This is a genomic window from Mesorhizobium sp. M0139 (genome assembly GCF_040322455.1).
Classification (GTDB): domain Bacteria; phylum Pseudomonadota; class Alphaproteobacteria; order Rhizobiales; family Rhizobiaceae; genus Mesorhizobium.
In genome coordinates, this window is sequence record NZ_JAMYTN010000012.1 from 142,130 (window position 1) to 156,041 (window position 13,912).

Consider the following 13,912-nt stretch of genomic DNA (forward strand, 5'->3'; position numbering starts at 1 on the left):
GAAGAACTGAGGGTTGGAATGGAGTGCACGGGTTTGAGTTGGGTATTGACGGCGGGCGCTGAATGACGCTGCGCGATTACGCCATCCGCTATGGGTTCATCGTGCTTCTGTTCGGGCTGATCGCGTATTTCGCCATCGCCGCCGACGGGTTCGTCTCGCCGCAAAGTGCCGTCTTCATTTTCCAGTCGGTCGCCATCACCGGCGTGCTGGCGCTGGGCGTCACCGCCACACTGGTTGTCGGCGGCTTCGATCTCTCGATCGGCTCGGTTGCCACATCGGCCATGATGGCGGCTGCCTATGTCATGGTGGTGCTGGAGCAGAACGTTGTCGTCGCTGTCCTCATCTGCCTGCTCATCGGCGCCCTTGTCGGCCTCATCAATGGCTGGCTGATCGTCTATATGCGCGTGCCCGATCTGCTGGCGACGCTCGGCATGATGTTCCTGCTCGTCGGCCTCCAGCGCATCCCGACTGAAGGACGCTCCATCGCCACCGGTATGACAATGCCGGACGGCTCGGTCGCCAACGGCAAATTCTCCGACGCCTTCCTGGCGCTCGGCCGCCACCGCTTCGACTTCTTCATCCCGAACCTCATTCCGGTCTCGGTGGTCGTGCTGATCGTGCTCGCCGTGCTGATCTGGTTCTTCCTCGAATACACACGCTTCGGCCGCATGATGTATGCGGTGGGCAGCAATGAACGGGCCGCCGAACTCGCCGGCGCGCCTGTCAAGGCATACAAAATCTGGGCCTACGTCATTTCAGGAGTTTTTGCCTCGATCGGCGGGATTTTGCTGGCCGCACGGCTTGGACGCGGTGACATCGCGTCGGGTAATAATCTGCTGCTCGATGCGGTTGCCGCGGCGCTGATCGGCTACGCGGTGCTCGGCGCCGCCAAGCCGAACGCCTTCGGCACCGCCATCGGCGCGCTGTTCGTCGGCATCCTGCTGCAAGGCCTGACGATGATGAACGCGCCTTACTACACGCAGGATTTCGTCAAGGGCGTGGTTCTCGTCGTCGCCCTTGTCTTTACCTTCGCCCTTTCCGGCCGGGGCAGGAGATAGAATGGCTGCCGGGACAGTTTTGGGTTCAACAAACGGAGGAAAGAACGTGAACATCACAAGACGACTTTTGGGGAAGGTCGCGCTCGGATTGGCCGGCGCAACAATGCTGATGCAGGTCCCGGCCTTTGCCGCCGACAAGCCGGCGCCGTTCGACAAGCCCGGCGTCAAGATCGCGCTGGTGCGCTATCTCTCGACCGGCGATTTCTTCCAGGCCTATCTCTCGGGCGTCGAGTCCCAGTCCAAGGCGCTCGGCATCGATCTGCGCGTGCTCGACAGCCGCCAGGACGCCGCCCTTCAATCCGACATGGTCGACCAGGCCATCGCACTCGGCGTGCAGGGCATCATCATCCAGCACGGGCTGACGGAATCGATGAAGGACGCCGCCCAGCGCGCGGTCGATGCCGGCATCAAGGTCGTCGCCTTCGACGTCAATGTCGAAAACCCCAAGATCCCGCAGATCGAACAGTCCGACAAGGACCTTGCGCGCCTGGCGCTCGAGCAGGCGGTCAAGGACAATGGCGAGAGCTGGAACGCCGGCTATGTCTATGTCGCTGGCATCGCGCCGCTCGACCGCCGCAACGAGACCTGGGTCGACGTGAAGAAGAAACATGCCGGCATCAAGGAAGTCGCGATGTTCGGCACGCTCGACAACCCGATCGCCAACTCGGTCGCCAACCAGGCGCGGTCGGTGCTGCAGGCGCATCCCGACATCAATGTGATGTTCGCGCCCTATGACGAGTTCGCCAAGGGTGTGAAGATCGCCGTCGACGAGGCGGGGCTGAACAAGAAGATCAAGATCTACTCCGCCGACATCTCTACCTCGGACATCGCGGCCATGCGCGAGACCGACAGCGCCTGGGCCGCCACCGCCGCCACCAACCCTGCCGTCGTCGGCCAGGTCTCGGTGCGCGCGCTGGCGCAGCTGCTCGCCGGTGAAGATCCCGGCCACAACGTCATCGTGCCGCCGACGCTGATCACCCAGAAGGACCTGATCGACAAGGACATCAAGAACATGGAGGACCTGTCGGCCAAGCTGCCGCAATTCGCCCATGCCGATGTCGCCATGCCGGCCTGGATGCCGAACCCGAACGCGAAGTAGGATCGGTCGTCTGATAGATGCGAAGGGCGGCATGGGCCGCTCTTTTCATATTGATCGTAAGCCTGCCGGCCTACAACCAATGGTCTGGATCGCGCATCCCGTGGACAATCGCCACAGACACCATCGGGCTGCGGCTCGTAGATGATGATATAACGGCCTTCGACGAGCACGCGGGCCGTTGCGCTTAACTCGGGCCGTGCGCTGCCCATCTTGGGGTGCTGCGCCGCCAGCTCCAGTCTTTCGAAAATGCGCATCAACAGTCTGTCTGCTGCCTTTTCATTGTCGGCGGCGATGGTGTGCCAGATGTCTCGCAAATCCTGCGAAGCGCGCGGTGTGAGCCTATAGCTGGCCACGGGCGCGGCGTTCTGCCTTCAGGCTGCCGATGAACTCGGTGGGGTCGACAGCCACTGGCTTGCCGCTGCCCATTCCGTCGGCATAGGCCCGCTTCAAGTGCTGGAGTTCGAGCGTGCGCAATTCCTCGCGCTGCTCCCATAAGCGCAGGGCGTCGCGGACAATCTCGCTGTTGGAAGCATAACCGCCACCTTCGATAGCGCTTTGCAGGCGAGCTATCTGCTGCGCGGTGAGGGATATGGTGAGGGTGCGCATAGGTTCGTTTTTCATACCCACATTATAATGCATCCAACAAGGTCTAACAATATCTGTTAGGAATCTGCCCCTGCATCATGACCGCCCGACTCGCACCTGCCACCGCGCCGTCCTCGCCATGCAGGCGTGCAGTACCGGAACACCATATTCGATGGCAGGCAGGTCGTGCGGCGCACCCTTGGCGGGGATCGCCAGCATCCGCCCATGCCCGCCCGGCGCCAGGCAAAGCTGCGTCCCATCAGACGGTGTCGCCAGCGCGCCGTCCTTGAAATTGCTCAGCAGCCATTGGCCTTCGCGGGTGACGAAGATGGGAACGGCGTCGTATTTCGCCGGGTCCAGCGCGGCTATGACATTGGTTGCCGAAAGCAGCGACACCTCATGCTCGGCGGAGCGCCCGCCGAACAGCAAGCCGACACGAAGTCTCTTCGCAGCCATCGACAACTCCACCAAGGATCAGGGTCGGAGCTCGCATGCGAAACACAAGGCGCGCCCTAAAGTGGTCGAGCAATAGGCCAAGGATTGGAGTGGATTTTGACCAGTTCGAGCAGTTTTTCAGCACGACCTGCAAAAGCAGTTCTCCGCCTGGAGTCCTTCAGGTGGGAGAGCGGTTCGTCGTTTTGGTGAACGATGAACCGCTCCAGGTCTATGTCTAGCGCAGCGCTGCGGCGATGTTGCCACCGTCGACCGTCGTCACATCGGCGGTGGTGCGTTCGGCCAATGCTTGGTGCAGGAAGGCCTGCGCCACGTCTTCTGCCGTCACCTCCTGTCCGAGCAGATTGCCCGACATGTATTCCTTCTCCGACACGCCGCGCGCGCCGGAACGGCTGGCGATCATGGCGTCGGTCAACAGGCCGGAGCGGATGCGGTCGGCGTTGACCGCATTGGAGCGGATGCCGTGCGCGCCGTAGTCGAGCGCATATTGCCGGGACAGGAATAGCGTCGCCGCCTTCGGCACACCATAGGCGCCGAATTTCGGACCCGGGTTGACCGCCTGCTTGGAGGTGTTGAACAACAACACACCGCCGGTGCCCTGTTCCAGCATGATGCGCACCGCGTTCTGCGCCGCCGACTGGTGGGCGAAGAAGTTGAGCTCGAAACTCTTGCGCAGCAGGGCATCGTCGAGCTCGCCGATGCGGCCTTCCCAGGCGGCACCGGCGTTGGAGACCAGAATGTCGACGCCGCCATAGACAGCGACAGCTTTGTCGAAGGCGGCGCGCAGCTCGGCCGGGTTGGTGATGTCGGCGCCGACGCCGATCGAATTGTTGCCGGCTGCCTTTGCCGCCTCGGCCGCCCTGGCCGCATCGAGATCGACGACGACGGCATGCGCGCCATTGGCGGCGAACAGTTTTGCCGTCGCAGCACCGATCGCGCCGGCGCCGCCAGTGATCAGCACCACCTGGCCGGTCAGCGGCTTCGGCTTGTTGGAGGCGAGCTTGGCCTGCTCAAGCGACCAGTACTCCAGCGGGAAGAGATCGGCCTTCGATAGAGGATGGAAACTGCCGGCGGCCTCGGCGCCGCGCACCGCCTCGATCCACATCTCGCCGACATCAGATGCGATCTTCGCATCCTTCAGCGTGCGGCCATGGCCGAACATGCCGAGGCCCGGCACCAGCGTCAGCCGTGGCATCGGGTCGAGCATGGTGCGCTCGACGTCGTCCAGCGCGTCATTGGTTTCGAAATAGGCGCGGTAGTCGTTGGCGAAGGCGTCGACATGGCTCTTGATGACGGCCTTGTAGTCGCCGGCCTTGTCGGCGTCTGGCGCCGGAACCGCCATCGGTCCGGTCTTGATGCGGATCGACAGATCGGGCGTCGACACGCCGCGTCCGGCATAGTCTGCAATGCCGGCCGAGTTGATGAAATCGACGATGGCGTCCGAAGTGCGGAAATCGCTGATCATGCGGTCGAAGCGGCCTTCGCCACGCGCCACCGCGACCGCGCCACGCAGCATCGGCGCGATCGCTGCCGGCGTTGCGAGCTTGGCCGGCAGTGCGGCTTTCGCTGTCTTCGGCTTGCCGTTCTTCGCCACATAGTCTTCGGCCACGTTCACATAATGGATCATGCGGTCATAGGCCTGCTTCGCATCGTCGCCGAAGGTGAAGATGCCATGCTTGTCGAGGATCAGGCCTTCGACGCTGGGGTCGGCGTCGTAGACATCGGCGGCCACCTTGGCGAGGTCGAAGCCCGGCTTGATGTAGGGCACGTACCCCATCTTGTCGCCGAACACGGTCTTGATCAGCGGCTTGCTGTCCGGCTGGTCGACGATGGCGAGGATCGCGGTCGAATGCGTGTGGTCGACGAATTTATGCGGCAGGAAGGCGTGCAGCAGCGTCTCGACCGATGGATTGGGGGAGGCGGGGTCGATGAGGTTCGCCCGCTGCAGCGCCACCATGTCCTCGTCGGCGAGGCTGGCCAGCGCACGCGCCTTCAGCAGCGCGCCGAGCTTGACCGCCGGCAGGCCTTGCGGCTCGATCACACCCATGTCCCAGCCGCTGCCCTTGACGCACAGCACGTCCCATTCGTCGCCGACGAGGTCTATGGCCTTGGTCTTGCAGGAAGTGTTGCCGCCGCCATGCAGCACCAGCCGCGGCTCGCCGCCGAGCAGCCGGGTGGTGTAGACGCGCAACGCGAGGTCGCGGGCCACGCCCTTTTTCGCATAATCGCCCACCAGTCTTTCCGCGTCGTCGTCATTCCAAAGGTTCTTCATGTCGCTATGTCCGCTTTGCTGTCTTTGATGTTGCTGTGAACAGGAGTGCCGCGACGCCTTGATGACAATGCGCCGGCTGCAAGGATTTCGTTTGTCAGGAAGCCTTTTTTGCCCCCGCGCTGGCTCCGGCATATTCGAGCAGCCGCCGCGCCATGCCGGCGCCGACGACCAGATGCGTGCAGAGTCCGCCGGCGAGTGCTGCGAGCAGCGGTTCGAACTTGCTGTCTTCCTGGACCACCATCAGCCGCTTTTCGATCTGGCGCAGTGACGACAGCGAGGCCGAGATGACGCGGCGGTTGTAGCTGCAGTCGAGCGCCTTGCCGGTGGCATCGATGATCTGGCCGGCAACGACTCCGGCGGCGCCCGCTTCGCGCAACAGCCCCATCTCGCCGGGGCTGAGCGCGCCGCATTTGACGACATGGCTGTCGCCATCGACCGTGCCGACCGAATAGAGCGCCAGATCGCAGTTGGCAATATCGGCCAGTTGTTCGCGGATCACCGGTTCGGCGCGCAGCCCATGCGCCAGCAATTCCGTCGTCAGCACCAGCGGCGCGTAGAAATTGAGGCCCTTGGCGTTGAGCCGCCGGGCGATCTCCATCGTGCACTGGTCGGGACGGTAGGAGTAGGGCGCGCCGAGATTGCCGCAGAGCTGCACAACGGTGACGTCCTGCAGGTCGGCATAGGACATGACGTCGGCGATAGTGTAGACGGTGCGGCCCCAGGCGACGCCGATCCGGTCGCCCTTCTTGACCAGTTCGAGAAAGACGCCCGCCGCCAGCACCGCAACGTCCGTCGAAGGGTCGACGACATAGGCATTCTCCGGCGCGATCCACACCGCATCAAGCTTGAGCGCGTCCTCGAGCTGGCGCGCAAGCACGTCGTCGGTGAACAGCTGCGTCGAGGTCGAGATGTTGACGATGCCGGTCTCGCGCGCCTTGCGCAAATACATGGCGACCGAGGCGCGGGAAATGTTAAGCTGGCTGGCGACCTGGTCCTGGCGCAGACCATGGGCATAATAGAGCCATGCGGCCTTGTGGATAAGCTGTTCTGCCGGTCGGATCGCCATGCCGTCTCCTCGGCTGACATTATTCACGGCTCTCGACAAAAGTCAAACTGGCGTGGGTACACGATACCTCTTTGCCCATCGAATCTGGACGATCATTGCGCCAAATGTGCCCGGTCGGGAATCGCCGATGGTGACGTGGCGGGAACCTGTGGTTAGAAGTTCTCAACAATGAAAATTCGGGGAGCACGGGATGGGCAGTCCCTACGAGCAGGATCTCGGCAAGAACGCCGCCAACCATCAGCCGCTGACGCCGCTCACTTATCTGGAGCGGGCGGCAAGCACCTATCCCGATCATGTCGCCATCATCCATGGCAGCCAGCGCATCACCTATCGCACCTTCTGGCGGCGCTCGCTGAAGCTGGCCTCGGCGCTGTCGAAGCGCGGCATCGGCAAGGGTGATACGGTGACCGTCATGCTGTCCAACACGCCCCCCATGCTGGAGGCGCATTTCGGCGTGCCGATGGCCAAAGCGGTGCTGCATTCGCTCAACACAAGGCTCGATGCCGCCGTCATCGCGTTCCAGCTCGACCATGCCGAGACCAAGGTGCTCATCGTCGACCGCGAATTCGCTGCTGTCGTCAAACAGGCACTGGCACTGGCCAAGGTGAAGCCGCTGGTCATCGACTATGACGATCCCGACTATGCCGCCGATGCACCCTATCCCAAGGGCGAGCGCATCGGCGCGATCGACTATGAGGCGTTCGTCGCCGGCGGTGACCAGGGCTACGCTTGGTCGATGCCCGACGACGAATGGGACGCCATCTCGCTCAGCTACACCTCCGGCACGACAGGCAATCCGAAGGGCGTCGTCTACCACCATCGCGGCGCTGCCCTGATGGCTTACACCAACACCATCCATGCCGGCATGGCCAAGCACGCCGTCTATCTGTGGACGCTGCCGATGTTCCACTGCAATGGTTGGTGCTTCCCATGGACAATGGCCGTCCAGGCCGGCACCCATGTCTGCCTGCGCTGGGTGCGGCCGAAGCCGATCTACGATGCCATCGCCGACCACGGCGTCACACATCTTTGCGGTGCGCCGGTCGTCATGTCGGTGCTCATCAACGCCAGCGATGAGGACAAGCGCCACTTCCCGCAGACCGTTACCTTCAACACCGCTGCCGCGCCGCCGCCGGAAGCCGTGCTGTCAGGCATGGCCGATGCCGGCTTTGCCGTCACCCATCTCTACGGCCTGACCGAGACCTATGGCCCGGCGGTCGTCAACGAATGGCACACCGCCTGGGACGGTCTCGACAAGGGCGAACGCAGCGCCAGAAAGGCCAGGCAGGGCGTGCGCTATGCCGCACTCGAAGGCCTGACGGTGATGGACGCGGAGACGATGCAGAAGACGCCGGCCGACGGCGAGACCATCGGCGAGGTCATGTTCCGCGGCAACATTGTCATGAAGGGCTATCTGAAGAACAGGAAGGCGACCGACGAGGCTTTCGCCGGCGGCTGGTTCCACTCCGGCGACCTCGGCGTCATGCATCCCGACGGCTACATCCAGCTCAAGGACCGCTCCAAGGACATCATCATCTCCGGCGGCGAGAACATTTCATCGATCGAGGTCGAGGAAGCCCTCTACAAACACCCGTCCGTGGCGTCCTGCGGCGTCGTCGCCAAGGCAGACGACAAATGGGGCGAGGTGCCGGTCGCCTATGTCGAGCTGAAGCCCGGCAAGGTGGCAAGCGAGGCCGAGATCATCGAACACTGCCGCGCGCTGCTCGCCCGCTTCAAGGTGCCGAAGGCGGTGATTTTTGCCGAGATCCCGAAGACATCGACGGGGAAGATCCAGAAGTTTCAGCTGCGGGAAATGGCGAAGGGATCTTAGTTCCAGAGCGCAACGGCACGCGCAAGGTCGAGTTCGCGCACACCCTCTGTCACCAAATTATACGCGTACGTCGAATTCGCATTGACACTTCCCTCTTTTCGATTTACGACTGACGAAAGTTGAAATTCGTCACTCATAAATCGACAGAGAGCCATGTCCGAAGCCGCCAGCATAATGGCCGACTCCACCCGCCAGGAGAATGTCACCCGCATTCTCGACTGTGCCGAACGCCTGTTCCGGCACTATGGTTACGGCAAGACCAATGTCGCCGACATCGCCCGCGAACTCGGCATGTCGCCGGCCAATATCTACCGTTTCTTCGCCTCCAAGGTCGAAATCCACCAGGCCGTCTGCGGCCGCATGCTCCTCGCCAGCTACAACATGGCCTACGAGATTTCCCGGTTGCCGATCAGCGCCGAGGAGCGGCTGCGCCGCTACGTGCATGCGCAGTACAAGATGACGCTGGAAGTCATGCTCGACGACCAGAAGGTCCACGAAATGGTCATCGTCGCGCTCGAGCGCGACTGGGGCGTCATCGACAAGCATATCGACAGCATTCACGACCTGTTTGCCGAGGTCATCCGCGAGGGCATCGAGGCCGGCGAGTTTGCCGACCAGGATCCGGTCACCGCATCGCGCTGCTTCGGCGCCGCCACCGTCATTCTGTGCCACCCGCAAATGGTGGCGCAGTGCCTTGCCAAGACCAATCGGGCGATGCCCGACGATCTCATCGATTACGCGATCAAGGCTCTGAAGTAATAGCCGCCGCCCGCCGGGCGCCGGTGTCGACCGTTCATCTCCAGTCGGGAGTACGAAAGTGTCTTTGTCCAGTTCCATCATCCGCAAGCTGCCGGTCGCCGGCCTGATCGTCGCCACGCTCGGGCTCGCCGCCTGCAGCCAGGAGAAGACCGAGGTCCAGGACATCATCCGTCCGGTCAAGGTGGTCGAGATCGGCCAGGCCGAAAAGAGTCGCGAACTCACCTATTCCGGCTCGGTGCGAGCCCGTACCGAAATGAACCTCGGCTTTCGCATCTCGGGCAAGGTCACTGAGCGCCTGGTCGACATCGGCCAGCATGTGACGACAGGCGATGTGCTAGCCCGTATCGATCCCACGGACTATGAGTTGTCGGTCAAGAGCGCCAAGGCTAGCCTCGACGCCGCCGAGCGGCAGGTCGAGACGGTCGATCTGTCCCGCAAGCGCGCCGAACAGCTTTTTGCCAAGAACTTCACCTCCAAGTCGCAGCTCGAACAGGCGACGCTGAGCTACAACCAGGCGGTAGCGACGCGCGATGCCGCCCGCTCTACACTTGCCCAGGCGCAGAACCAGGTCGTCTACACCGATCTCAAGGCGAGCGAGAACGGCATCGTCACGGCGGTCTCGGCCGATGTCGGCCAGGTGGTCGGCGCCGGAACGCCTGTGATGACCGTTGCCGTCGACGGCGAAAAGGAAGTGCTGATCGCGGTTCCCGAAATGGACATCGCCGCCTTCAAGCCGGGAAAGGACGTCAAGGCCAGCTTCTGGTCCGATGACGCGCTGGCGCTCTCCGGCAAAGTGCGTGAAGTCGCCGGCAGCGCCGACCAGCAGTCGCGCACCTTTGCCGTCCGCGTCTCGCTGCCCGACGACCCGCGCGTGCTGCTTGGCATGACCGCCAAGATCGAGGCCTCGGTGGCCAAGAAGCAGGAGATGGTGTCGATCCCGCTCAGCGCGCTTGCGGAAAAGGATGGTCGCAAGATTGTCTGGACCGTCGACCGCGCCGGCGAGACGGTGCACGAGCGCCTGGTCAAGGTTGCGGAGTTCACCTCCGACGGCGTCAGCGTCGCCGACGGGCTCAAGCCGGGGGATGTCGTCGTTGCCGCCGGCACCCAGTTCATGACCGAGAATCTCAAGGTCAAGCTGACCGGCGATGCGGTCCAGGCCGCCTCTGCGGAAGGCGATGCCGCAAAGGCCCTGCGCTGACCGCAGGCATGAAGCCGGCTTGATCGTCGCTTCGGCGAAAGGGCTGGGCAAGCGAATTCAGGGTTTCCGGGCGGCGAGCGCCCGATGGTCGAGACGCCAAGATCGAGTTCCCCCGCATCGATCCGCGCGTCCCACCGCGATGAGTGTCTCTCCGCTCGGAAAGCCTCGCCGCCCGGAAGCCAGCATCGGAATATTTTAGCTGCATGCAAAGCGCATGCGCGCACGATCAACGAATTGGACTGACGCCGATGACCACCACCGACAGCACTGAAAAGCAGCCTTTCAATCTTTCGCGCTGGGCCATCGGCCATCCCTCGATCGCGCGCTTCCTGTTCGGTCTGATCATCATTGCCGGCGCGCTCGGCCTGATGCGCATGGGCCAGAAGGAAGACCCCGATTTCACTTTCCGCGTCATGGTCGTCCAGGCGATCTGGCCGGGCTCCTCGATCCAGGAGATGGAAGACCAGGTCGTCAACAAGATCGAGCGCAAGCTGCAGGAAACGCCGCACCTCGACTTCGTCCGTTCCTACACCCGCGCCGGCAGCGCCATCATCACCGTCCAGATCAAGGGCGACACCAATGCAGAGGAGGTGAAGGACGCCTTCTACCAGGTGCGCAAGAAGGTTGCCGACATCTCCGGCGACCTGCCGCAAGGCCTGCTCGGGCCCTATTTCAACGACGAGTTCGGCGACACCTTCATCACCCTGCACTCGATCGGCGGCGACGGCTACAGCTATCCGGAGCTGAAGAAATTCGCCACCCAGGCTCGCGACATGCTGCTGACGACGCCGGGCGTCGAGAAGGCCGTCATCATCGGCGACCAGCCGGAGAAGCTTTATATCGACGTCTCGTCCAAGGCCCTGGCCGAACGCGGCCTGACGCTGACCGACCTGCAGAACGCCATCAAGGGCCAGAACAATGTCGATCCGGCGGGCTCCGTCGACACCGGCCTGCGCTCGGTGCGCATCTCGGTCGAGGGCGATGTCACCAGGGCTGCCGACATCAGGGAATTGCGCCTGCGCGCCGGTGGTCAGGTGACACGTCTTGGCGACATCGCCACCGTGAGTTCCGGTCTCGAAGATCCCTATCAGCGCAAGTACCGCTTCAACGGCCACGAAAGCGTCCAGGTCGGCGTCGTCATGGCCAAGGGTTTTAACGTCAGGGACGTCGGCACGGATGTCGAGGCGACCTACAAGCGCTTTGAGGAAGCGCTGCCCTACGGCGTTGCGGTTGACCAGATCTCCAACCAGCCCGAGGTTGTCAAGGACGCCGTCAACGAGTTCATGGAGGCGCTCGGCGAGGCGCTGCTGATCGTGCTTGCTGTCTCGCTGCTGTCGATCGGCTGGCGTTCCGGCCTGGTCATCGCCATTGCCATTCCGCTGGTGCTGGCCGCCACCTTCGCCATCATGTACGAGCTCGGCATCGATCTGCAGCGCATTTCGCTCGGCGCCCTGATCATCGCGCTCGGGCTGTTGGTCGACGACGCCATGATCGTCGTCGAGATGATGGAGCGCAAGCTGGAGGAGGGGCTGGTCAAGATCGAGGCGGCGAGCTTCGCCTATTCCTCGACCGCCTTCCCGATGCTGAGCGGCACGCTGATCACCATAGCCGGCTTCATCCCGGTCGGCTTCGCCGCCTCGACCGCAGGCGAATATGTGCGCACGCTGTTCTATGTGGTCGGCATCGCGCTGGTCGTGTCGTGGTTCGTCGCCGTCTATTTCACGCCGTGGCTGGGCTACATGATCCTCAAGCAGCGCAAACACGCCGGCAACCATCATGACGCCTTCGACACCGGCTTCTACCGGCGGCTGCGCGCCACGGTCGGCTGGGCGGTGCGCCACCGCATCATCGTTCTGGTGATGACGCTGGTCACCTTCGCCACCAGCCTGTGGGCGTTCCAGTTCATCCCACAAAACTTCTTCCCGCAATCCTCGCGGCCGGAAATCCTCGTCGATCTCTGGTTGCCTGAGGGAACCTCGATCAAGGAGGTCGAGACGCAGGCCAAAGCGCTGGAAGCCCGGATGATGGACGACAAGGACAAGCGCTTCATCGCCACCTATATCGGCGAAGGCGCGCCGCGCTTCTTCCTGCCGCTCGACCAGCAATTGCGCAATCCGAACTATGCGCAGCTTCTGGTGATGGCCAATGACGAGCCGGCACGTGAGCGGCTGATCCTCAAGCTGCGCTCAGTCCTGGCGCAGGATTTCCCTTCGATCCGCTCCAAGGTCGACCGTCTGTTCCTCGGCCCGCCGACCGGCTGGCCGGTGCAGATGCGCATCATGGGTCCGGACCGCCAGGAGGTGCGCCGCATAGCTGACCAGGTGAAGGCGAAATTCGCCGAAAATCCGCTCCTCGGCGCCGTCCATGACGACTGGCTGGAGCCGGTACCGGCGATGAAGCTGGTCATCGACCAGGACCGCGCCCGTGCGCTTGGCGTCACCTCGCAGCGCATCCGCCAGATGCTGCAGGCAGCGATGTCCGGCGCGCCGCTCGATGACTTCCGTGATGGCGAGGAGACGGTTTCCATCGTCGCCCGCGAACCGGACGCCAGCCGCAGCCTGCTGTCCTCGGTCGACTCGGTCTATATCCCGACCGATTTCGGCGGCTTCGTGCCGCTGTCGCAGGTGGCCAAGGTGGTGCCGGTGCTCGAGCAGGGCGTCGAATGGCGGCGCGACCGCCTGCCGACCATCTCGGTGCGCGCCACGCTGCCGGATGGCGTGCAGTCGAACGACGTCGTCACCAAGCTCTACAATGACATGCAGGGCATGCGCGCCGGCCTGGCGCCCGGCTACAAGATCGAGATCCAGGGCGGTGCGGAAGATTCCGCCGAAAGCCAGGCCTCGATTGCCGCCAAGGCGCCGATCATGCTGGCCGTCATCGTCGTGCTCCTGATGATCCAGCTGCAGCATTTCGGCAAGGCGATGCTCGTGCTGGCCACCGGTCCGCTCGGCATCATCGGTGCGGCGGCGGCTCTGTTGATCAGCGGCGCGCCGTTCGGCTTCGTCGCCATCCTTGGTGTCATCGCGCTGCTCGGAATCATCATGCGCAACTCGATCATCCTGGTCGACCAGATCGATCAGGACATCGCCAGGGGGATGGACCGATCGGAGGCCATCATCGGCTCGGCCGTGCGCCGTTTCCGGCCGATCGTGCTGACGGCGATGACGGCGGTGCTGGCGCTGATCCCGATCTCGCGTGCGGTGTTCTGGGGACCGCTCGCCTACGCCATGATGGGCGGCATCCTCGTCGCCACCGTACTCACCATCCTGGTGCTGCCGGCAGGCTACGCGCTGTTCTTCGGCCGCGAGCCGAAGCAAGGCAAGAAGCCAGCTGATGAGGCGGTGCAGGACAATGACAGGCCGCCACTGGCGCTGGCCGCCGAGTAGGCGCTGCTGGGGCACAGGATCTTCCTTGGAAAATGCTGGAACGCCGTACGCTTGACGTGCGGCGTTCTGGCTTTCTCCTTGCCGGTGGCACCGAGCACCCAGGCAAGTATCTCAACACCAGGCGGGTTCATCAAAATAGGTTGAACGGCCACCTGTATGAAAATGCTTCGCGGCGCCGGTTTTGCAAAACAGAATTCCTTCCCAG

General features: G+C 63.2%; 9 protein-coding genes and 2 pseudogenes. 6 read left to right on the forward strand and 5 right to left on the reverse strand.

Features of this window, described 5'->3' with window-relative positions:
* Positions 1-62: 62 nt before the first annotated feature.
* Complete coding sequence (locus NKJ58_RS21435; protein WP_023668572.1) at positions 63-1,058, forward strand: ABC transporter permease; 996 nt, start codon at positions 63-65, stop codon at positions 1,056-1,058.
* Positions 1,059-1,104: 46 nt separating this feature from the next.
* Entirely contained in the window at positions 1,105-2,157 is a 1,053-nt protein-coding gene (locus tag NKJ58_RS21440) for a substrate-binding domain-containing protein (RefSeq protein ID WP_023692173.1), read from the forward strand.
* Between the two features lie 182 nt (positions 2,158-2,339).
* Here NKJ58_RS21440 and NKJ58_RS21445 read toward each other — a convergent pair.
* From NKJ58_RS21445 to NKJ58_RS21465, 5 genes and pseudogenes are all read right to left on the reverse strand, one after another.
* Positions 2,340-2,510 (reverse strand): annotated as a pseudogene (locus NKJ58_RS21445) (type II toxin-antitoxin system RelE/ParE family toxin); the annotation flags it as partial.
* Positions 2,497-2,763, reverse strand: a complete 267-nt coding sequence (locus NKJ58_RS21450) for a ribbon-helix-helix domain-containing protein (protein WP_352519193.1) — start codon at positions 2,761-2,763, stop codon at positions 2,497-2,499. The pseudogene NKJ58_RS21445 and the gene NKJ58_RS21450, both read right to left, overlap by 14 nt.
* A gap of 88 nt (positions 2,764-2,851) precedes the next feature.
* Positions 2,852-3,198: pseudogene (locus NKJ58_RS21455) on the reverse strand (D-alanine--D-alanine ligase A); the annotation flags it as partial.
* A 214-nt stretch (positions 3,199-3,412) separates the two neighbouring features.
* On the reverse strand, positions 3,413-5,467 hold the full coding sequence (locus NKJ58_RS21460) for a bifunctional aldolase/short-chain dehydrogenase (protein WP_352519194.1): 2,055 nt from the start codon (positions 5,465-5,467) through the stop codon (positions 3,413-3,415).
* Between the two features lie 94 nt (positions 5,468-5,561).
* Complete coding sequence (locus NKJ58_RS21465; protein WP_023709943.1) at positions 5,562-6,533, reverse strand: sugar-binding transcriptional regulator; 972 nt, start codon at positions 6,531-6,533, stop codon at positions 5,562-5,564.
* Between the two features lie 190 nt (positions 6,534-6,723).
* Between NKJ58_RS21465 and NKJ58_RS21470 the strand changes: the two genes are divergently transcribed.
* From NKJ58_RS21470 to NKJ58_RS21485, 4 genes are all read left to right on the forward strand, one after another.
* Positions 6,724-8,364: an acyl-CoA synthetase gene (locus tag NKJ58_RS21470; protein ID WP_352519195.1), complete on the forward strand. Its 1,641-nt coding sequence runs from the start codon at positions 6,724-6,726 to the stop codon at positions 8,362-8,364.
* Between the two features lie 153 nt (positions 8,365-8,517).
* The gene (locus tag NKJ58_RS21475; protein ID WP_023729263.1) at positions 8,518-9,123 is read left to right on the forward strand and encodes a TetR/AcrR family transcriptional regulator; all 606 of its coding nucleotides are present in this window, start codon (positions 8,518-8,520) and stop codon (positions 9,121-9,123) included.
* 58 nt (positions 9,124-9,181) lie between these two features.
* Entirely contained in the window at positions 9,182-10,321 is a 1,140-nt protein-coding gene (locus tag NKJ58_RS21480; RefSeq protein WP_023729264.1) for an efflux RND transporter periplasmic adaptor subunit, read from the forward strand.
* 248 nt (positions 10,322-10,569) lie between these two features.
* Positions 10,570-13,707: an efflux RND transporter permease subunit gene (locus tag NKJ58_RS21485; RefSeq protein ID WP_352519196.1), complete on the forward strand. Its 3,138-nt coding sequence runs from the start codon at positions 10,570-10,572 to the stop codon at positions 13,705-13,707.
* Positions 13,708-13,912: the final 205 nt, after the last annotated feature.